The sequence below is a fragment of the Paenibacillus sp. FSL P4-0081 genome (assembly GCF_000758565.1).
Lineage (GTDB): Bacteria > Bacillota > Bacilli > Paenibacillales > Paenibacillaceae > Paenibacillus_AQ > Paenibacillus_AQ phytohabitans.
On the sequence record NZ_CP009280.1, the window covers coordinates 3,072,138 to 3,095,605 of the forward strand.

A 23,468-nucleotide genomic window follows, 5' to 3' on the forward strand; every position below is an offset into this window, starting at 1 on the left:
GAGCGGACGGCTTCGTCGATGGCGAGACCGTGTGCACAGTCGTGCTTAAACCGCTGGAGGCCGCCCTTGCAGACGGCGATCATATCTATGGCGTTCTGAAGGGAAGCGCCTTGAACGCAGGCGGGCGGACGAACGGCTACACGGTTCCCAGCCCGGATGCTCAGCGCGGGGCGGTCTCAGAAGCGCTGCGGCGCTCAGGCGTTCCGGCCCGAACCGTTACGTATGTGGAGGCGCATGGCACGGGGACGGCGCTCGGCGATCCGATCGAAATTTCCGGTCTTACCAAAGCGTACGAACGGGAAACGTCCGACAAGCAGTTTTGCGCTATAGGCTCTGTGAAGTCCAACATCGGCCATACGGAAAGCGCTTCGGGCATGGCAGGGCTGGCTAAGGTGCTGCTTCAACTGAAGCACCGCAAGATTGCGCCTACTCTGCATGCGCAGGAGACCAATCCGGATATTACATTCGGCGAGACTCCGTTCTTCGTTCAGCAGGAGCTTGGGGAATGGCAAAGGCCGACTGTGGAGCTCGGCGGCATCCGCAGGGAATTTCCGCGCCGTGCGGGCATTTCCTCCTTCGGAGCAGGCGGAGCGAATGCCCATCTGATCGTTGAAGAATTTGTTCCGGAGGTTCGGAGCGAAAGACCCGCAGCGGCTGCACCAGGCCGTCCGTTCCTGATTGTGCTGTCAGCGAGAAACGGGGACCGCCTGAAGGGGAGAGTCCAGCGTCTGCTAGCGGCGGCCGAAACGAATGGCTATTCTGATGCCGATCTTGCGGACATCGCCTATACGCTGCAGGTCGGACGCGAGGAGATGGAGGAACGGTTAGCGTTCACAGCGTTATCAATGGCCGACCTGCACCTGCGGCTTCACGAATATCTGCGCGGGGACGGCTATCAGCCAGAGCTGCACCACGGTCATGTGAAAGCGAACCAGGAAGTGCTGGCGGCGCTGACGGCGGATGAGGATATGCAGGAAACCGTGGACAAATGGATTCGGCACGGCAAATTCGCCAAGCTCCTCGACCTATGGGTCAAGGGCTTTCGTCTGGATTGGAGCGGGCTGTATGATGGTCTGCCGGCTAAGCCGCGGCGCATATCGCTGCCGACCTATCCTTTTGCCAGAGAACGGTATTGGATGGAGGGAAGTCCCTTCCCTGCGGCACCTGCCATGGACACAGCCGGTGCGCAGCTGGTACTCCCGAAGAACAGTCAGGCCGAAAGGCCGAATCGTCACCCGGCGCCGCAGGAGCAAGACGAACCCATGATCTTTGAGGAAATCTGGGAGGAAGAGACCGGGGCAGAAATGCCTGCTGCCGGGCAAGTTCAGCTTGAAACGGTTGTGTGCTTCCTGTCGGACCGCCGGAGTCAGCAGATTCTATCCAATGCGGTGAGGCTTAGCTCACCTACTGCACGCATCGTCTTCGTGAGCGAACAACCAGACGGCGGCGAGCGGCTTGAGGATACGTACAGGGCCCGGGGAGACGATAGCGCCTCCTTGGCTGATGCTTTCCGTGACATAGCCGTCAAGTATGGTAACGCTGATGCGCTGCTCTACATGTGGCCGCTCGAAAATCCGCAGCATATTCAAGATCCGTCTGCACTTGTTCATACCATTCAGGCACTTGCCTCTACGAAGTTCGAGGTCCGGAAATTAATAGCTGCGGCTGCCTTTGCGAACGGGCTTGAGCGCTGCTATGCCGAATCGTGGATCGGGATACAGCGCTCGCTTGGGAATGTGCTTCCCGATACGTCTATGGGGGTATGGCTGGCGGAGGCCGGATTACACGGGCAGGACGCGGGCATGAAGGATTGGCTGGAGCAAATAGGCGCAGAGCTGCGCTCTTCCAGCGTACGGAATGTGCTGTATGTTGAAGGTAAGCGTAACGTCTGCACAGTACGCAGGGCAACAGATCATGTCTGTGTTCAGCCGGTATGGAAGAAGGGGGGCACCTATTTAATTACAGGCGGCTGCGGGGGACTTGGTTATCTGTTCGCCGAGCACGCCGCCAGGACGCACGGGGTTCAGCTTATTCTAACCGGACGTTCGGCTGTGGATGACACAATTAAGAAGAAGCTCGGGACACTGGAGGCACTGGGCAGCAGTGTCGAATACGTGCAGGCAGACCTATGCAATCTTCCGCGTATGCAGGAGGGAATCGCCCGGGCCAAAGCACGGTTCGGCCCGATTAACGGAGTTATTCACGCTGCGGGTATCCAGGTGAACCGCAGCGTTATGGAGAAGAGTGCGGAGGAATTCCGGCAGGTGCTTCTTCCGAAGACGGAGGGAACGGCTATCCTGGACGAGCTGCTGCTGGAGGAGCCGCTTGACTTCTTCTGTCTGTTCTCTTCAACCTCTGCCGTACTGGGTGACTTCGGTTCCTGTGACTATGCCGCCGCCAACCGGTTCCAGATGGCTTATGCGGATTACCGGAACGCCCTGCGGAAGCAGGGGCTGCGGCGCGGCCATACGGCTGCCGTTGGCTGGCCTCTATGGAGAGACGGGGGCATGGGCTTCTCGGAGGAAGAGCAGAGCGGCATGTATCTGAAAGCGAGCGGACAGCGGTATCTTGAAGCGGAAGAAGGGCTTGCTGTATTCAGTGATCTCATCTCTAGGGCCGGCGGCCGCTATCTGGTACTTGCCGGGGACAGCAGAAGAATCGGGCGCTTTCTGGGCACCGGTACCTCTTCAGCGGACTTCGTGCCTGCATCTTTCGTCCGCTCAGGGAGCTCAGCGGAGTATGCGCAGGGTCCTCTCCGACTGGAGGAGTACATGGAGCGTGATCTGAAGAATCATATCGGCAGCCTGCTCAGCATTCCGCTGAACAAGCTGGATTCCGGGGAGAATCTCGTAGACTATGGCTTCGATTCCATCTCGCTCACGCAGTTCGCCAGGCTGCTGGCCAAGCAGTATGAAATCGACTTCGGGCCTTCGTTATTTTACGCCTATCCGACGATTGAGAAGCTAAAAGAATATTTGCTTACGGGCCATGAGAATGCTGTCCGGTCCTATTACCTGCGCGCTGAAGAAGCGGATGTGCAGGCAAGTCTGGAACCTGTTGTCAACAAGGTGTCCGGTGAGGTTTCCGGTGAACAGAAATCTGCCCTGGTATCCGAATCGTCCGGTTCGCCGCAGCCGGCGGCGCAGGTGCCGAAGGGCGCTTCAACTGCCGGTATTCCGGAGCCGGTTGCAATCATCGGCATGAGCGGGAGGTTCCCCGGCGCATCCGACATTGACACCTTCTGGAGCAATCTTGTGACGGAAACAAGCGCCATTTCGGAAATACCGTCCGAACGATGGGATTGGAGGAAATATAGCGGCGATCCCCGCAAGGAGCCGGGAACCAGCGTGTCCCGATGGGGAGGGTTCATCCCGGATATTGACCGGTTCGATCCTTTGTTCTTCGAGATCTCACCCAAAGAGGCGGAGCTGATGGACCCTCAGCAGCGGCTGTTCCTCGAAGAAGCCTGGCATGCTCTGGAAGATGCGGGCTACATGGGCGAACGGATCAGAGGGAAGCTCTGCGGTGTATATGTGGGAGCGGAAGAGAGCCAATATGCTGATGTCACCGGAGGGGAAGGGCAGATCAGCTCCAATCAGAATGCAACCTTGTCGGCACGGATCGCATACAAGCTGGATTTGAAAGGGCCGAATTTCACGTTGACGGCTTCTTGCTCCTCCGGCCTGGTAGCAGTGCATCAAGCCTGCCTGGCGCTGCGGAGCGGGGACTGCGACATGGCGGTGGCGGGAGGCGTCAGCCTAACCGTATCGCCCCGTATGTATGCCGGACTCGGCAAAGCGAACATGCTGTCGCCGGACGGTACATGCAGCGTATTTGACGGCAGGGCCAACGGACTCGTTCCGGGCGAGGCGGCGGCAGTTGTCGTGCTCAAGCCGTTGTCGAAGGCAATCGCGGATAACGACCGCATCTACGGCACGATCAAAGCAAGCGGTGTCAATTATGACGGCCGGACGAATGGCATTTCCGCTCCGAACCCGTTAAGCCAGGAGCAGCTGATTAAGCAGATTTATGAACGCAGCGGCATACGTCCCGAACAAATCGGTTTTTTGATGGCACACAGCGTTGGCGCGAAGATCGGAGACTCGATCGAAATGGAGGCTCTTTCGTCTGCATTCCGGAAGCTTAGCGATGTAAAAGGCCACTGCGCTGTCGGTTCCGTCAAGCCGCTGATCGGCCATACCTTCGCCGCTTCGGGGGTTGTCAGTCTAATCGCCATGGTGACGGCAATACACCGGAAGACGATTGTGCCGGTGTCCGGCTTTGAATCGCTGAGCGAGCTGATTTCATTTAAGGAAAGCCCGTTTTATATTGCACAGGAAGTGCGGGAATGGACATCCCGGCCAGGCCAGGCCAGACTTGGAGCGGTATCCACGACCGGAATTAGCGGGACGAACGCGCATGCCGTGATTGAAGAATATATTCCTTCATTAGCGGAGCCGCAGGGGGAGTGCCCTTCACCGGCGGCTTATGCCGTTATTTTGTCTGCGCAGAACGATGAACGCCTGCAGGCGGCGGCCCGGCAATTAGCAGATTATATGGACAGCGGCCGTTCGGCTGACATCGCTTTGCGCGACCTGGCTTATACGCTGAGCGTGGGCAGAGAGGCGATGAAATGTCGTCTTGCGATTGTGACACCATCGAAAGAAGCGTTGGTGCAGGGCTTAAGCGCTTATATCGAAGGAACGGCCGCAACGCTTCCCGGCGGGCTTGCCATCTATGGCGGAAGTTCGGGAACTCACGGACATCAGACGCCTGCATCCGCCACTGCCGGGACAGCCGGTAAGGCGGTGAGGGAGCACGACCTTCTACAGCTCGCCTCGCTTTGGGCCGGGGGGATGCAGGTTCCGTGGGCAGAACTGTACGAAGCCGGAAGCGCCAGAATCGTTTCAGCTCCGGGGTATCCTTTCAGAAGAAGAAAATGTTGGCCGCAAGAGAACCGTAACGTATCCGTTCAGCATACGGCTGTAAGCCTGCCTCCTTCGGGGCCGGACGGCGGCAATAAGGCGGCGGAGCTGTACTCGTTCAACACCGTCGACCGCTCGGCGGAATTTCAGGAGGAATATTTAACGTTTTGCCCGTTCGAATCGCGGATTCCCGGCTTCTCGATGAGCAGGGTGCTGCTGAATCCGGAGCGGTATCCGGATGAAGCAGCCCTTGTCAAGGATAAACAGATCGAACTGCGGCAGGTATTGTTCTATAAAGCGGATTTCCGCCGTGTCCGCTCCGTACTGGATATCGGCTGCGGCCATGGTACCGATGTCATTCAAATCGCTTCGCTGTATCCAGATATCCAGGCGCACGGGTATACCATTTCGAAGGGACAGGCGGAGCTGGGCAACAAACGGATTGAAGGGCTGAATCTAAGCTCCCGTGCAGCAATTTATCACCGGGACAGCGCGGTTGACCGCTTCCCTGACTGCTACGATCTCGTCATCGGGATTGAGGTGTGCTGCCACATCCCGGACAAAACCGCCTTGTTCGCGAATATTGCCGCTTCCTTGGCGGAAGACGGCCAAGTGCTGCTGATGGATTTCATCGCGAATCTGCGCGGGCCGATCGTTGATGCGGACATTGGCATTGCGATTGCGACTGCGGCGGAATGGGCCGGCGTGCTGGCGCACTGCGGCCTGGCTATCGAGGAGATTATCGACGTTTCGTCCCGGGTCGCCAATTATTTGTACGATCCGGATTGCGAGCGGAACACGGAAGGATTAGTTCCGGTCGCGCGTGATTCGCTGCGCAGCTACGCCAATAACGCCATCTCGCTCGAGCGGGGCTGGACCAGCTACTGCCTGTTCAAGCTCTGCAAGGAGACGGCGATGACCGAAGCGGAGCTGAAATCGTTCAACGAAATCAGAATCGCGCACAAAACCCCGTACGCGGAAGCGCTGAACGAAATGAAGCATCTCGGGCAGAAGAGCTATCCGCCGACGTCTATAACGCAGCAGGAGAGACCGTTGAAGGGAGCAATCTTATGATTTCTGGGAATAGGCCGGATTCACTTGAAGAAAGGCTGGATGTGGTTAGAGAAAGCTTGGTGCTCGTATTCGGGCAGGTCCTTGGTTTGGACCGGGAAGAATTGCTGGAGGCGGAATCGCTGAAGGAGCTTGGCATCTCGTCCGTTAATTTGGTCGAATTGCTGGAAGCAATCAACGTCCGCTTCGATTTGTCACTTCCGACCAGCATTCTCGTCGAATGCCATCATTTCGAAGCGTTGGCCGTTTATGTCGCCGGGCAGCTGCACGCAAGCGGTGCTCTGCCGTCCGCCGGGCCGGTAACGAAGGTGCCATCAGAATACGCGGCAAAAATAACGGGTCCCGCGGTGGACTTCGTTCCGGTTCCCGGACCGGCCGGAATGCCTGCCGGTGCACCTTCCCGGGAGGAGAAGGTGCAGCAATCGCAGCAACAGGGGAGTGTATCCCGGCCGCCGGAGGCGGACCCTGCAGGGTCCGTCTCCGGCCGGATCGCCGTCATCGGGCTGTCGTGCCGGACCGCCGGGGCTGCTAATCAAGACGAGTTCTGGGAGATCGTTTCGCAAGGAAAGGACTGCACCCGGATGATGGACAATCCGGAGTGGATCGCTTACATCCAAGCGCATTCCTCCTCGCCTGTGCCCCTCCGGTATGGCGCTATGGACGGTATCGAGCACTTCGATCCGCTGTTCTTCAATATATCGCCCAAAGAAGCGGAAGCGATGGATGCGGCGCAGCGCATCGTTCTGCAGGAATGCTACCGGGCGCTGGAAGATGCCGGATATGCCCGCCAGGGCGGACAGGTCGGCACGTTCATAGGCTCGATGGGGTATCCCTCCGCGCAGGATTACTCCCACCATACTATGCTGGGCACCGACACGAGTATTATGGCGGCCCGCATTGCGTATTGCCTGGATCTCAAAGGTCCGGCGCTTGCGGTCAACACGGCATGCTCTTCTTCCCTGGTCGCCATCGACCTTGCTTGTGAGAAGCTGCGGAATGGCGCTATCGATCTGGCCATTGCCGGCGGAATAACGATCTATACCCATCCCGGTGCCTTTCTGTTCATGAACAATGCCGGCATGCTGTCTCCTACGGGAATGTGCCGCCCGTTCGATAACGATGCGGACGGTATCGTCGTCGGTGACGGCGCAGGCATCGTCATTCTAAAAAGGCTTGAGGACGCTCTGCGCGACAACGATTCGATCTATGGAATTATTCGCGGGAGCGGCACCAATCAGGACGGTCAAACTTCAGGCATTACGGCGCCGAGCTTCCTCTCCCAGAGCAAGCTGCAGCAATCGGTGTATGAGCGGTATGGAATCAACGTGGAGGATATTCAATATACGGAAGCGCACGGAACGGCCACGAAGCTGGGCGACCCGGTTGAAATTCACGCGCTGAGCCATGCGTTCGGCAAATTTACATCGAACAAACAGTATTGTGCCATCGGCTCGCTGAAAGGCAATATCGGGCATACGACCGCCGCCGCAGGCGTGCTTAGCTTAATAAAAGTGCTGCTTAGCTTCAAGCATATGCAGATGCCGCCTTCGATCCACTTCCGCAAAGAGAATGAGCATATCGATTTCGCAGGCAGCCCTTTCTACGTGAACACCTGTCTGCAGGAATGGCCGCTAAACGCGAAATCGTCGCGGCTCGCTGCGGTAAGCTCGTTCGGCTTCAGCGGCACGAACGCGCATCTCGTCGTTGAGGCGCATGAAGCAGCCGTGCCGTTGGCGTATGACAGGCCGGCTGCCGTGGAACAAGGCTTGTTCATGCTCTCTGCGGCCAGTGAGGCAAGCTTGCGGGAGTACGCCCGGTCTGTGCATGCGTATTTACGTTCACACCCTGACGTGGACACCGGGAGCTTCCTGTATACGTATCAAGCCGCCAGAACCCCGATGGAATACCGGCTTGCGGCCGTAACCGGCAGCGTAGCCCAGCTTACGCAGCAATTGGAGGAACTGGCCGGGGAGCAGCGGCTTGCTCCGGCACCGGCACTGGGCCGTTATGCCGGAGCGGCCGGCAAGAAGGAAGGCACCGATCTCGCCGACACGGCGGAAGGCAGACAATTCCTGCAGCAATTGCTGACGGGCGGGAAATACAAAAAATTGGCGGAGCTGTGGGTTGGCGGAACCGATGTGGGACAGGCTGTCCTCCAGTACCGCCAAACGGACGCCAAGCGGCTGGCGGGATTGCCGACACATCCTTTTGCCCGGGAAAGGTTTGCTATTCCTGACATCAAGCCCGTATTGAGCACAAGCTTGGCGGATAGGCTTGGTCCGGCAGCGCCGGGTCATCCTTTGCTGCAGCACAATACGTCCGATCTTGCCGGGCAGAAATTCACCTCCGTGTTCACGGGGGACGAGTTTTTCTTCAGGGATCATGTCGTCAGCGGCCAGCGGCTCCTGCCGGGATCGGCCTATCTCGAAATGGCCCGGGCCGCATTGGAGAAGTCGGCAGACGCTGCCGCACAGCAATCGCTTCGGGCCGGAACAGCAGGAATCCGGCTTCAGCATGTCTCGTGGTCCCGTCCTCTCGCCGCAGGGGAAGAGCCTGTTCACGTTCATATCACGCTGTATCCGGAAGAGGACGGCAGCGTATCCTTCGAGATCACCGGCTCCTCAGTTGAATCCGGGGACATCGCGGCCGTACACAGCCAAGGCCGCCTGATGTTGGAGGCTTCATCCGAAGCGCGGAGCGTGATCGATTTGCATGCGATCCGCTCGCAATGTGGTACAGCGCGGATAACTGCCTCCGAAAGCTATGATCGGTTCGAAGCGATGGGAATCCGGTATGGCCCGGCCCACCGGGGATTGGAAGAAATGTATATCGGCAAGGGACAGGTGCTCGCCAGGCTGAAGCTTCCCGAAATGGTATGGGGAACGGGCGATGCCTTCGTTCTGCATCCGGGCATGCTGGATTCCGCTTTACAGGCGTCGCTCGGGCTGCTGATCGGGGAAGAAAGTCGGGCGCCCCTTCGCCCGCTTCTCCCCTTTGCCGTGGAGAACGTGGAGGTGATCAGTCCATGCCTTTCGTCGATGTGGGTATACATCCGCTCAGGTGAAGGAGAGGTGTACGGCGGCGTTCGGAAGCTTGATGCCGACCTATGCGATGAACAAGGAGCCGTATGCGTGAAGATCAGAGGTTTCTCCGTTCGTGCTTTGGATCACCCGGCGGAAGAAGATTCAACGGAAACGCTGCTGCTTGAGCCCGTCTGGGAAGAGCAAACAGCGGGCCAATCCGATCAGGGCAGCAGAACGGCACCGTTCGATCTTCATCTCGTCATGCTGTGCGGGCAGCAAGAGCTGGCAGACAGCCTGGATGCTTGCTGGAACGGCAGGCCGCTTAGCCGCCGCTGGCGCATTTGCAATCTGGTTGCTGCGGAGGAAGAAACCTGTCTGCGTTTCAGCCGGTACGCAGCGCTGGCACTGAACGAGCTGCAAGCCGTTGCGAACGATTCTTCCATCGGCTCGGCTCTGGTGCAGCTCATCATCTCCGGCAAGGGCGAAGAGCGGCTGCTGTCTGGATTGGCAGGAATGCTGCAGACGGCCGCCCTGGAGCATCCGAAGCTTGCCGTTCAGCTGATCGAAGCGGAAGCCGGAGCCGGAAGCAGTGCTCCGGACTTCGCCATTCAGCTGCAGAACGACGGCGGAAGCCCGCAGGACACGAGAATCCGCTATCAGAACGGCATCCGCTATGTATTACGGTGGGATGAGCTTGAAGCATCCGGCGGGCTTGCGGCTGAGCCGTGGAGAGAGAATGGAGTGTACTTAATTACAGGCGGCACAGGCGGCCTCGGCCGGCTATTCGCCAGAGAGGCAGGCCGGCAGGCCAAGCAGGCAACGCTTGTTCTGACCGGACGGTCTCCGCTCGATGCGGATAAGGAGGAGCAGCTCCGGCAGCTTCGCGCCACAGGCGTCCGGGCAGAATACCGGCAGGCCGACATGAACGACAGGCAGGCCATGTTCGGCCTTATACGGGATATCGGGGAACGCTTTGGCAAATTGCATGGTATTATCCACAGCGCGGGAATCGTGCGTGACAGCTTGATCGTGAATAAGGGCATACAGGAGCTTGCGGACGTACTGGCTCCTAAAGTAACCGGTTTAGCCTATCTGGATGAGGCGACCCGCCATCTCGAGCTAGACTTTTTTGTGCTGTTTTCGTCCACTGCGGGCAGCATGGGGAATGCCGGTCAAGCCGATTATGCGGCAGCCAATGCCTATATGGATGCATTCGCTGCATACCGCAGCGAGCTGGCGGCAGCCGGGCAGCGCCAAGGCCGCACGCTGTCTATCAATTGGCCGCTTTGGAAGGACGGCGGGATGAGCGTGAGCGAAAGCACGGTGAAGAGGCTCCAGGATACGTTCGGCTTCGTGCCGCTTCAGACGGACAGCGGCTTCTCCGCCTTTTATCGCGCCTTCGCTTCAGAGCGAAGCCAGGTCATGGTCGTCCAAGGCAAGCCGGCACAATTGCGGAGCGCCTTGCACAAGCTGGCGGCTAGCTCAAAGGTTGGGGCTATCCCGTCCCCGGCACCAGCTCCTGTGAAGCGGAATACGGATGGCGATACGAAGCAGAAGATTCTCGCTGCCGCAGTCCGTGCCGTATCCGGGTTGCTCACCGTCCCCGGCAGCGAGATTCATATCGATACCGATTGGGACGAATTCGGCTTCGATGCGCATCAGATGCAAACTGCCGCAGTGAGCATAGGCGAGGCCGTCGGGTTCAAGGTAACGCCAGTCGAACTGCTTGAATATCCGACCATTCGCCAGCTGGCAGAGCATTTAGCGGAACGTATGCCTACTCCAAGGGAAGCTGAACCACTGGAGGCTCCTGAAGTGCATGCGGAAGGGGTTTCTTCCGCGCCTGCCGACTTGCCGGCCGCATTCCGGGAGCAGGCGGTCCAATATTTTAAAAAGCTGCTCTCGTCTGCGATCAAGCTGCCGTCCCACCGGATCGACGAGCATGTCCCGCTGGAGAAGTACGGGATCGATTCAATTATGGTGATGGATCTGACCGGAGAACTGGAGAAAGTGTTCGGCCCCTTGTCCAAAACGTTGTTTTTTGAATACCAGAACCTTGCCGCCTTAACGGACTATTTCCTCGGGGCGCATCAAGCCAAACTGAAGGAGCTTCTGGGCTCCGGCAGACCACCTGCGGATGATAACAGAGCTGCTGCCAAGACAGCACCTCCGGTGACCGGGCTTATCCGGCCTTCTACAGGGAGGCAGCCCCGTTCCCAGGTTTCACCGGCGTTGGCGGCGGCAGGCAGCCCTTCCCCGTCATTAAGGCAGCACGGGCAGGGCGGTCCAATCGATATTGCCGTTATCGGCATAGCGGGACGTTACCCGGGAGCGCCGGACGTGGCGGAATACTGGCGCAATTTGCAGCAGGGACGGGATTGCATTACGGAGATCCCGCCGGAAAGATGGGATCACTCCCTTTATTTCGACGAAGATAAGAACAAGCTGGGCACCACTTACAGCAAATGGGGAGGTTTCCTGGACGGGATGGATCAGTTCGATCCGTTGTTCTTCCAGATTTCGCCCCTGGAGGCAGAAGTAATGGATCCCCAGGAGCGGCTGTTTCTGCAATGCGTCTACCATACACTGGAGGACGCCGGTTATACGAGGGAATCGGTTGCGTTCAACCGGAAGCTGAACCGCCGGATTCCGGTGGGTATTTATGCCGGCGTCATGTATGAGGAGTACCAGCTGTACGGGGCGCAGGAGCAGCTTTCGGGCAGAAGAATCGCTTACGCCGGCAGCCCGTCTTCGATTGCGAACCGGGTGTCCTATTGGTATAACTTCCAGGGGCCCAGCATAGCCGTCGATACGATGTGCTCTTCGTCCTTGACCGCCATTCATCTGGCCTGCCAAAGCATCCAGCAAGGGGAGTGCGGCGTAGCCGTTGCCGGAGGCGTCAACCTGTCGCTTCATCCGAACAAATATCTGATGCTTGCGCAGGGGAAATTCGTGTCGAGCAAGGGCCGCTGCGAAAGCTTCGGCGAAGGCGGCGACGGCTACGTGCCCGGGGAGGGCGTCGGCGCGGTGCTGCTCAAGCCGTTGTCCGAAGCGGTTGCGGACGGGGACCGGATTTACGGCGTGATCAAAGCAAGTGCAATCAATCACGGCGGCAAAACGAACGGGTACTCGGTTCCGAATCCCAATGCCCAGGCTGAAGTGATCAAGCAGGCGCTGAGCAGGGCGGGGTTCGACCCGAGAACGGTCAGTTACATCGAGGCTCACGGTACCGGGACATCGCTCGGCGATCCTATAGAAATCGCGGGCTTGTCGGGCGCGTTCTCGGCATATACGGATGATAAGGCATTTTGCGCCATCGGCTCGGCCAAGTCTAATATCGGCCATTGCGAAAGCGCGGCCGGGATTGCCGGCTTGACGAAGGTGCTGCTGCAGCTGAAGCATGGGCAGCTGGCGCCGTCCCTGCATGCCTCCGTGCTCAATCCGAACATCGATTTCTCCTCAACGCCATTCGTCGTACAGCGGGAGCTGGCGGAATGGAAGCGGCCGGTCCTGCGTGAGTCCGGCTCGGTGCGGGAATATCCGCGCAGGGCGGGTATATCGTCCTTCGGGGCCGGGGGTTCCAATGCGCATTTGCTGGTGGAGGAATATATTCCTGCCGCAGAGGCGGGTGCGGGTCCCGCGGCGGCTTATCCGCTGCCTGCGGTGATCGTGCTGTCCGCCAAGAACGAGGAACGGCTGCGCGCGCTTGCGCAGGCGCTGCTGGATGCAGTTCGTGAAGAAGCGTTCACCGATGCCGACTTGGCCAGTATAGCCCATACGCTGCAGACCGGCCGGGAGGTGATGGAGGAACGGCTCGCGCTTCTGGCAGACAGCATAGGCGAGGTTGAGAGCAAGCTGGCCGCTTACCTGAGAGGAGACCGTACGACAGGGGATCTGTTCTACGGCCGGGGAAGAATTAATGACGGCGCAGCGGCCGTCTTAACGGCAGATGAGGATTTGCAGCACACGGTCGATGCATGGCTTGCCAAAAGAAAGTATACGAAGCTGCTCGACTGGTGGGTGCAAGGGCTTTCGGTCGATTGGAGCAGCATGTACCAGGGACGGAAGCCTCGGCGGATTGCCCTCCCTCTATACCCGTTCGCCAAGAACCGGTACTGGTCTCCGAAGCCGGGGGCGGATGCGGGAGGCGGTCATACCGGCTCCGCAGGCGAGGGAAGCGGGTCTGCTGCTCCTGCCGGTGAGCTGCTGCATCCGCTGCTGTACGCCAATACATCCGACTTCTCGGAGCAGCGTTACAGCTCGGCCTTTACGGGAACCGAGTTTTTCTTTGCCGATCATGTCGTCAGGGGGCAGAAGGTGCTGCCCGGCGCGGCGCAGCTGGAGATGGCCATTTATGCTGCGGCCCAAGCCAGCGGCAGGAGTGAAGGCATTCCGGTGGGCCTTCGGCTGAAGGAGGTGGTCTGGGTGAGACCTTGCACAATCAGCGAAGGGACGTCGAACGTTCATATCGGGCTGCGCCCGCAGGAGAGCGGGGACATCGCATTCGAGATCTACGGCGGCAATGCAGGAGCAAGCGGGGATAACATCTATAGCCAAGGACGTGCGGAATGGAGCGGCAGTGAAATTGCTCCTGCACTGGAATTGGCGTCCCTGCGCGCAAAGTGCGGCATTCGCGTCCTGACGGCCGATGATTGTTATTCGGCGTTCCAAAGGATGGGGATTGAGTACGGCGCAGCCCACAGGGCTGTTGATTGCGTGTATGCGGGTGACGGGCGCGCGCTTGCGAAGCTGGTTCTTCCTGCATCGGCCATCCCTTCGGCGGACCGGTTCATTCTGCATCCGAGCTTGACGGACGCGGCGTTCCAAGCTGCGATCGGTCTGATGGACGGCATCGGGCAGGAGGATGCCGGCTTGAAGCCGATGCTTCCGTTTACACTTGAGGAGTTGACCGTTTACGGCCGTTACTCCTCCGTCGTATGGGCTTATGTCCGTTGGAGCGGGGGCGACACGGCCAGCGGCAAAGTACGGAAGATGGACATTGACCTGTGCAATGAGCAGGGCGGTGTTATCGCAAGTCTGAAAGGCTATTCCGTAAGGGGGATGGATGGCGATGCCGTACCCGCTGTTCGGACGGAGCCCAGTATTATGGCAACGGCGGCAGCGGATAGACAGACTCCTTCCGCTCTTATGACGTTACACCCTGTATGGGACACCGTGCCTGTCGAACGTGTTCAAGAGTGGCCGAAGCCTGATAGCCGCATAACGATTGTCGGCGATGCCGGTCCTAAGAACAGTTCGGCTTTGGAACAGCTGCTTCCACACGCGCAATCACTTAGGTTCCAGCCGGAGGATACGATCGAAGAGATCGCCCGGCGGCTTGCGGACGGAGGGATGCCGGAGCATATCGTTTGGATTGCACCGGATGCTGCCGAAGGCTCGCTGCCCGGTGTTTCACTGACCCGCGCGCAGCAAGCCGGCGTCTTCCAGCTGTTCAAGCTGATCAAGGCCGTGCTGCTTGCAGGCGGAGGAGGCAGCAAAACCGGCTGGACGGTCATTACCGGACATACGCAGAGCGTAGGCCGGAGAGATGACGTCGATGCGGCACACGCCGGCGTGCACGGGCTGATTGGTTCGCTCGCCAAAGAATATCCGAATTGGAGCGTACGGCTAATCGATCTGGAGTCCGGCGGCCAGTGGCCGCTTCAGGAGCTATTGTCGCTGCCCGCAGACCGGCAGGGCAACGCCTGGGCTTACCGAAGCGGAGAGTGGTTCCGCCAGAAGCTCATTCCGGTCAACCGGAGTAACAATAATACCCCGGAACGGATTTTGTACAGAAAAGGCGGCGTCTACGTGGTGATCGGCGGAGCCGGCGGCATCGGCGAGGTCTGGAGCGAATATATGATCCGCACCTGGCAGGCGCATATCGTCTGGATCGGACGCCGCGAGAAGGATGAATTGATCCAGGCGAAGCTTGACCGGCTGGGTGCCTTCGGTGAAGCACCTGTCTATATTTCCGGGGACGCATCCGACCGCAGCTCCCTGCAGCTTGCCTACGACGCGGCGAAGAAACGGTTCGGCCGCATTGACGGGGTTGTTCACTCGGCCATCGTGCTGGCGGACCAAAGTCTTGCGAACATGGACGAAGCCCGTTTTCGGTCCGCCCTTGTGGCCAAGGTCGATACAAGCGTCAATATGGCGGAGCTGCTCGCCGGGGAAACGCCCGATTTCGTTCTGTTCTTCTCGTCCATGAATGCCTTCATGAAATCGGCGGGTCAAAGCAATTACGCCGCCGGATGCACATTCATGGATGCTTATGCGCATCAGCTTGCCGCCCGCTCGCCTTATCCGGTCAAAACGATGAACTGGGGCTACTGGGGCGGCGTTGGTGTCGTTGCTTCCGATGCTTATCAGGAACGAATGGCACAGATGGGGATAGGATCCATTGAGCCGGAGGAGGCGATGGAGGCGCTCGGCGGACTTCTGTCCGGCCCGCTGAATCAGCTGGCTCTGCTCAAGACCACTGGGGGCCTTACGATCGAGGGCATTTCGCAGGACGAACAGCTATTCCTGCATCCGGACAACAGCGTTCAATCGGCGGAGCAACTTGCCAGTGTTCTCCCTGACCCGGCAGCCGCGGCGGCAGGACTTACGGGGGAAGGATATGCGGCGCTTCAAGATATGGAGTCACAGCTCTGCCGGATGCTCGAAGGGCAGCTGCTTGCGTCCGGCATGTTCAGCCGGGCAGCGGACAATACCGGCTACGTGCAGGGAAACGGCGTACATGGCCGGTATTCAAGATGGCTTGATGCGAGTATTGCGCTGCTTAGAGAGCGAAAGGGTGTGCAGCAAGACAGCGCCGGCAAGGGGCTGTATCCAGCCAATGCCAGGATGGAGGCGCTGTGGTCCGACTGGGACCGCAAAAAGAAGGAATGGCTCGCCTTCGGCGGAATGGCGGCGCAGATTGCGCTCGCGGAGACGGCGCTGCGTGCATTGCCGGATATTTTATCGGGCAAGCTTCCGGCAACGGATGTAATGTTTCCGAATTCATCCATGGAGCTCGTAGAAGGCGTCTATAAGCATAATCCGGTGGCGGACGCTTTCAATGAAGTGCTCGGCGATGTCGTTGCCGCTTATGTGAAGCAGCGGATTCAGCTAGATCCGTCCGCCCGCATTCGCATTCTGGAGATCGGGGCGGGAACCGGCGGCACGAGTGCCGGGGTCCTGCGCAAGCTGAAGGCATATGCCGACAACATTCAGGAATATCGCTATACCGATATCTCGCAAGCCTTCCTGATCCATGCGAAGGAGACATATGGACCGGACCATTCATTCCTGACTTATCAGCTATTCAATGTCGAGTCACCGCTATCCGGCCAGCAGATTCTTCCGGCCGAATACGATATCGCCATTGCGGCTAACGTACTTCACGCGACGAAGAACATTCGCCACACGCTGCGCAACGCCAAAGCCGTACTCAAAAAGAACGGCCTGCTGCTGCTGAACGAGCTGCACGGACAATCCATGTTTACGCATCTGACCTTCGGGCTGCTCGATGGGTGGTGGCGGTATGAAGACGCCCGGCTTCGTATGCCGGGCTCACCCGGTTTATCGCCGGGGACGTGGCTGAACGTGCTTGAAGACGAAGGATTCCGTTCGGTTCACTTCCCTGCTGAGACTGTACACTCATGGGGCCAGCAGATTATTATGGCGGAAAGCGATGGCGTGGTACGGCAGCAGGTGAAGCCCGTTCAAGAGAAAAGCGAGGCGGCGAACAAGGAGGATCGTGTTAGCGTTCTGCCCGTCCAGCCGGTGAAGGCAGGGGCAGAAGAGCGTTACGCAGGCACGCTGAGGGAGAAGACTATTGCATATTTGCGCCGGCGCATAGCGGAAGTGCTCAAGATGCCAACCGGACAGCTCGATCCTAGGGAGCGGTTCGAAAACTACGGTATCGACTCCATTCTGGTTGTACAGCTGACGAATGCGTTAAGTGAAGAGTTCGGCAGCGTGAACAGCACGGTATTCTTCGAATATCAGACGGTCGAAGAGCTTGCCGGATATTTCTTGACGGCACATCAGGAGACGCTCGCGGTGCTGCTCGGACCGGATGAATCCGGGACCGGCGGGGCACGGCCTAATGACGGCGGTATCCAAGGGCCACAGCCGGAGCCGGCCCTTGCAGGCGCAGCCGGAAATCCGCGGCCGGGCAGCCGGTTTGCTTCGATTCCGCAGAATACTGCCCGGACATCCGCGGCCGTAACGGCGTCAGCCGATATCGCTATCGTTGGGCTGTCGGGACGTTATCCGGGTGCCGGAAACATCCGGGAATTCTGGGCGCAGCTGAAGGCGGGAAGACACGGCATTACCGAAATTTCCAAGGATCGCTGGGACTGGGCGGATTATTATGAAGCGCAGCGCGGCAAAAGAGGGACGATGTACAGCAAATGGGGCGGATTCATTGAAGGATACGACTGGTTCGATCCGCTGTTCTTCGGCATTTCGCCGAAAGAAGCGAAGCAGATGGACCCTCAAGAACGGCTATTCCTCGAAACCGCTTATTCAAGCATAGAAGATGCGGGCTATACGCCTGCTACGCTATGCGCCAGCGGCAAGGTAGGCGTATATGTCGGGGCGATGAACGGGAATTATCCGACGGGTGCCAGTTATTGGTCCATCGCGAACCGCATCTCCTATTTGTTCAATTTCCGTGGCCCGAGCATGGCGGTCGATACGGCCTGTTCCTCCTCGTTAACGGCGATTCATCTGGCCATTGACAGCCTGAACAACGGCACAAGCGAATGTGCAATCGCCGGCGGTGTCAATTTGATTCAGTCTCCGAACCATTATTTAAGGCTGTCGGCCATGAACATGCTGTCCTCCGGGGATCAATGCAGGTCGTTCGGTGCCGGAGCTGACGGCTTCGTTGATGGGGAAGGCGTAGGCGCCATTGTGCTGAAGCCGCTGGATAAAGCGGTGCGGGACGGCGACCACATCTATGGCGTTATTAAAGGAAGCATGCTCAATGCCGGAGGCCGGACGAACGGTTATACGGTCCCGAACCCGCTGGCCCAGTATGAGGTCGTTACAGATGCGCTCAAACGGGCCAATGTCCATGCCAGAACGATTAGCTGCATAGAGGCTCACGGAACTGGAACCGCGCTTGGCGATCCGATTGAGATCACCGGATTGACCCGGGCGTTTGAACGGGATACGCAAGATAAGCAATTCTGCTCCCTAGGGTCGGTGAAGTCCAACATCGGGCACTCTGAGAGCGCAGCCGGCATCGCCGGACTGACCAAAGTGCTGCTAATGCTCCGCCACCGGCAGCTCGTCCCTTCTCTGCACGCGACAACGCTGAATCCGGGCATCGAGTTCGGTAACACGCCGTTCATCGTCCAGCAGGAGCTTGCCGATTGGAACCGGCCTGTCCTTACCATTGACGGCACCCGGCGGGAATATCCGCGCCGGGCCGGCATCTCTTCGTTTGGGGCGGGAGGCGCCAATGCGCATCTTGTCGTGGAGGAATATATGCCGAATCCGTACACCGTGCCGCAGCAGAGAACGGATGCATCCAGGCCGTGCCTCATTGTGCTGTCGGCCAGAAGCGGGGATCAGCTTAAGCTGATCGCCCAGCAGCTTGCGTCTGCCATTCAGGAAGGACGGTATGAAGAATCAGATTTGAGCCGGATCGCTTATACGCTCCAGACGGGGCGGGAAGCGATGGAAGAAAGAGCTGCCTGCGTTGCCGGAACACTTGAAGAGTTAGGCGCAGTGCTGCAGCTTCTCGGCGACGGTGTTTCTGAGGTGCCGGGTCTATACCGGGGACGGGTTAAGGAGAACAAAGACACAATCGCCGCACTCAGCTCCGACGATGAAATGCAGGAGGTCCTGAGCAAGTGGATGCGGCAGCGCAAGTTCGACAAGCTGCTGAGCTTGTGGACGAGAGGCCTGCAGCTCGATTGGTCACAGCTCTACGACGGCCCGCATCCGCAGCGCATCAGCCTGCCAACCTATCCGTTCGCCAGAGAACGGTATTGGTTTACGGAGGGCGGAGGGGGAAGCAGCCAAGGTCAGCCACTGGCAGAAAAGCCTCAGGCGGAACAGCCGCCGGCGGAGCCGCTTGCGATCCCGGTCCCGCATAAGGATGAACCGGCAGCCGCGGGGCTCATGACGGCAGGAACCGGGACCCCCGGTATGCTGGCGTCAACAGCTGCAAGCGGCTTGAGCAGCGATGTATTTGACAGCAGCTTCTATGGCAAGCTGCTGGATCGGATCATGGACGATTCCATCAGCATCGACCGTGCGGCCGATGAGATCCAATCGAATATAAGAGACGTGATCCGTCAAAGGAGGACCTATGGCTGAATTCCTGCAATATGTGTTGAATGAGATGAAACAGCATCGTCTGGCTAAGGCCGAGGCGCTTGATTTGCTGCGGCAATTTCACGGCAATGTGCTTGAAGAGCTGAACGGGGAGCTGTCCGCTGCCCGCTCTTACTCTGACAACGCTGTGGCTGGTCACCAGGTGCAGCGGTTATCACCGGAAGCGGAGCCCGCAGTGTCTCCCCTGGCATCCGCGAAGCCGGGCGGCATTACGCTTCGCCCTTTATCCGAAGCCTTGCTGCCGGGCATTGCAGATGAAGGCCATTCCCGCGCTGTAGCGGGAACCGCAACTGCGGAGAAGCTGAGGGAAGAGCTGGCGGTAAGCTTGGCCGGCGTTCTCGACATGTTGCCGGGGGATGTGGACGCGGAGGAGCCGTTCACCCAATTTGGGCTGGACTCCATATCGGGGGTCGAATGGGTCCGGGACCTTCATAACCGGTTCGGCGTCCCGGTTACCCTGGAGGATATCCATGCGCACGCGAGCCTGCGGGAGCTTTCGGTATGGCTGGCTTCCGCCGTGAACGCAGAGGCGGCCGCGGTCCCTGCGGAACATTTCCCTATTGTCACGTTGCCCGTATATGAGCCTATAGAAGAAGTGCATGCAACTGCTCAGGCAGCCCCAATTAAGCTGCCTGAGCGCTCTGAAGCCGCCAGCCATGCCGCCAGCTCACGGCCTTTATTTCCCGAGCTGATTGCGCTCAATCACCGCACTTCCGGCCGTCCTGTGTTTTGGATTCACGGAGGAAGCGCCATCGTCAGCGGCTACAAGCCGATCGCTCAAGAAGCCGAGCGTCCGATGTACGGCATCCAGGCCCGGGGCTGGATGTCCAGCCGCAAGCCGCTGCACGGCATTCAAGCGATGGCGGCGTACTATGTCCATATCATCATGTCTGTTCAGCCGCACGGTCCGTATGACCTCGGAGGTTTCTCGCTTGGCGGGCGTATCGCTTACGAAGTTGCCCGGCAGCTTCAAGAGCTTGGAGAGGGCGTTCAGACAATCGTCATGCTCGATTCTTATTTGCACACCCCTTACCGGGAAGCGCTTCAAGACGAGGCATTCTATAGAAAAACGATTGCGCTGCAGGCGGTGAACTCGGCACTCTTATCCGCATTATCGCCGGAGCCCAAATCATGGGCGGGCCGTCTTATCCATCAGGACGAGGCCCGTGCTTATTTGCACGAAGATCCGGAGTTGTTCCTGGAGCAGTTGCTCGGGATGGCCAGTGCACGGGGGTTGAACGGGTCCGAAGCAGCGTGGCGCGAGCGGCTGGAGCAAAGCATTCGGGTTCAGGAGGCTTACGGGCTTGACCAGTACGTTATTGCGCCACTGGATGCACCGGCGGAACCGTCCTGTTATTATTTCCGCTGCCGGGGCGGGTCGTTCTATGGAGAGCTGGAGCCTTATTTTTGCCTGGATGACAACGGGACAGGACCGGCTGACGCTATCCCTTACTGGAAGGCGTGGGAAGAATGGCTGCCCCGCATGTCGGTTATGACGGCCGGATCGGACAGCCATTACCGGATGTTGTCCGATCTGCGCGCGATGGAAGCGGTACGAACGTTTTGCAGAATGCTGTACCGTATGGAAGGTCCGCCGGCCGAGGCGATCGCTGCGTTAATTGAAGAGAATCAAATACAGAGGGCGAATCATTAGAATGGGGGACTTACTCATGAGCAGGCAGCATTATAAGGTATATTCCGAAGGAAGAATCGGCAATCTCGTCATGAAAAACCGGCTGGTGCGCTCTGCTACAGGTGAGAGCCAAATGTCGACGGACGGGAGAATATCGCAATCGGTTCTGCAGGTGTACAAGGATCTGGCGCTGGGCGGAGTCGGAACCATCGTTACCGGCGCCATGGCGGCAACGCCGACGGCCAAAAGAACGGAGGGCCAATATTGCATCTACGATGACGAATTCATTCCCGAGGTAGCCAAAATCGCGCACACCGTTCATGAGACCGATCCGGAATGCATCGTCATCGCGCAGTTAAACCATCCCGGCCGGCAGGTGCATCACTATGTAACGGCGGACTGCATCGCGCCCTCGGCTGTGGAGTCTCCGATTCTGATCAAAAAAGCCCGGGAGCTGCAGCCGGATGAAATCGGGCAAATCATCCGGTATTTCGCCAATGCGATTGTCCGGGTTCAAAAGGCCGGGTTCGACGGTGTGCAGTTTCATGCGGCGCACGGCTATTTGCTCAGCTCCTTCCTGTCCCCTTATACGAATAGGCGTACTGACAGGTACGGCGGTTCGGTGCAGAAGCGGGCGAACATTATCCGGGATATCGTTGCGCTGGCGAGAGAGGAAGTTGGAGACTTTCCGATCCTCATCAAGCTGAACTGCGACGATCATGTAGAAGGCGGCATTAACAAGGACAACTTCCCGGAGCTGCTGGACGAAATTGCAACGACCGGCGTCGACGCCATCGAGGTAAGCGGGGGCATGTGGGATTGTCTCGTCCGGTCCGAGGACGAATTAGGCTTTACACCGGTCCCGATTCCCGAAGCAAGAACGAAGATTGGCGGGCTTGCCAAGCAGTCGTATTATTATGATTATATCAAGGATATCCGTCTCTCCATTCCGCTTATCCTGGTAGGCGGACACCGTAATATCGAGCGGATGGAAGAGATCGCGCAGAACGGAAACGCCGATTTCCTGTCGCTGTGCCGTCCGCTTATTTCCGAGCCGGATTTGCCTAACCGCTGGCTGCACGGGGAAGGACTCACCAGGGCGGATTGTATTTCCTGTAACGCCTGCCTGCTTGTACTGCGTAAGGAATTTTGCTGTCCGTATAAGAAATACGGCAAATTGAAGGAGTTATATCTCGCGACGAACGCAGAGAATTGGAGGGAGACCTTCAAGTAGGCATCAAGCCTGGCCGGTGACTGAAATGCCTGAATGCCTGAGCCTGTTCATAGGGTTCAGGCTTTTTTTGTATACATGGGCGTATGTCAATGACTACATTGCTGGTTAATGTTAAATAGTTGCCTCATACTTATAGTATTCAGAAAACAATCAGACTCTATGACATAGGAGGAGACGGGGATGACGGAGCTTTTTATTAAGCAGAAGGTGTTCAGTCTAAGAGAGAAGTTTACGGTGAAGAATCAGCAGGAGCAGGATGTCTATTATGTAGAAGGCAGCTTTATGAGGATTCCTAAGACTTTCTCTATTATGAATACAGCAGATGAGGAAGTCGCATTGATTACCAAGAAGGTATTCAGCTTTTTACCGAAGTTTTTTGTGGAGGTGGACGGCCGGGAGGTGCTCACGATTAAGAAGGAATTTTCTTTCCTGAAAGCACGCTATACGATAGATTCGGCTGACATTGAGGTGCATGGGAATTGGTGGGACATGGATTTTCAGGTCATCCAACGCGGAGCCGTCATAGGTGAGGTCAACAAGAAGTGGTTCACCTGGGGCGATAGCTACAGTGTTCAAGTATTCAAAGAGGAGATGGAGGCCGTCATCATTGCGATTGTGGTCGCCATTGATTGTGTGAAGGCTGACGATGCCGCGGCTTCCCAGCAGTGATTATTACCGTGCAGTTATCTGAAAGCTTTTCTATACTCTCCTTCAATCTGGACAGCGATAACGGAAGCCTCGTCCTGGCCCTCAACTTCATAAAATGGACTCCCCTTCGGGGCAATGGTTGAATCGCCATCCTGCTCCGGCAAGGATTTGTCCGGGTCGATGTACCTTTTTACAGTTCCGATTTCTTTGCCTATCCGCTCTGCTGCGATTGTGTCATCAGTAACTACGTAGGCTTTGTTATTCCATACAATAACTGGTGGGTAGGGAAGTACGGGATATTCGGTAGTGTTATCCTTAAGTGAACACCCTTGAAATATAATGATGAATACAATCAAGATGAAGGTTTTTTTTGAAATTTCATCCACCCACTTGTCTATTATCGAGAGTAATTACCAAATATTTTACGCGTTAACTTCAGAAACAGGAGATCAGGAAGCAGTGACAGCCGAACGTTGTGAAGTGAAATCATTGAAAGGGTGGTCAGGTACCAGCACCACACAATGATTAATTATGAGTGATAAAGCAATGATTACCAGCTACAAAGCATATTTAGCGGTAGCCATGGATGTAAT

6 protein-coding genes (1 of these 6 only partly in view) are annotated in these 23,468 nt (G+C 57.8%); 5 read left to right on the top strand and 1 reads right to left on the bottom strand.

The genetic code is table 11. From position 1 onward, the window contains the following. The 5 genes from P40081_RS38425 to P40081_RS12760 all read left to right on the top strand — a co-directional run. Positions 1 to 5,999, top strand: the end of a protein-coding gene (locus tag P40081_RS38425) for an SDR family NAD(P)-dependent oxidoreductase (protein WP_042135872.1). 12,346 nt of this gene lie to the left of the window's left edge; only the last 5,999 of its 18,345 coding nucleotides appear in the window; the start codon falls outside the window, past its left edge; its stop codon occupies positions 5,997 to 5,999. Beyond that, the gene (locus tag P40081_RS36350; protein ID WP_052421797.1) at positions 5,996 to 19,342 is read left to right on the top strand and encodes an SDR family NAD(P)-dependent oxidoreductase; all 13,347 of its coding nucleotides are present in this window, start codon (positions 5,996 to 5,998) and stop codon (positions 19,340 to 19,342) included. Before P40081_RS38425 ends, P40081_RS36350 begins: the two co-directional genes overlap by 4 nt. After that, positions 19,335 to 21,014: a thioesterase domain-containing protein gene (locus P40081_RS12750; protein ID WP_042135874.1), complete on the top strand. Its 1,680-nt coding sequence runs from the start codon at positions 19,335 to 19,337 to the stop codon at positions 21,012 to 21,014. The genes P40081_RS36350 and P40081_RS12750 overlap by 8 nt, the downstream gene beginning before the upstream one ends. A gap of 16 nt (positions 21,015 to 21,030) precedes the next feature. Beyond that, entirely contained in the window at positions 21,031 to 22,227 is a 1,197-nt protein-coding gene (locus tag P40081_RS12755; RefSeq protein ID WP_052421798.1) for an NADH:flavin oxidoreductase, read from the top strand. 180 nt (positions 22,228 to 22,407) lie between these two features. Then, the gene (locus tag P40081_RS12760) at positions 22,408 to 22,896 is read left to right on the top strand and encodes an LURP-one-related/scramblase family protein (RefSeq protein WP_042135876.1); all 489 of its coding nucleotides are present in this window, start codon (positions 22,408 to 22,410) and stop codon (positions 22,894 to 22,896) included. 14 nt (positions 22,897 to 22,910) lie between these two features. On the opposite strand, the gene P40081_RS12765 is transcribed toward P40081_RS12760, so the two are convergent. Then, a complete protein-coding gene (locus P40081_RS12765; RefSeq protein ID WP_042135878.1) occupies positions 22,911 to 23,261 on the bottom strand; it encodes a hypothetical protein in 351 nt (116 codons plus the stop codon). Positions 23,262 to 23,468 lie beyond the last annotated feature (207 nt).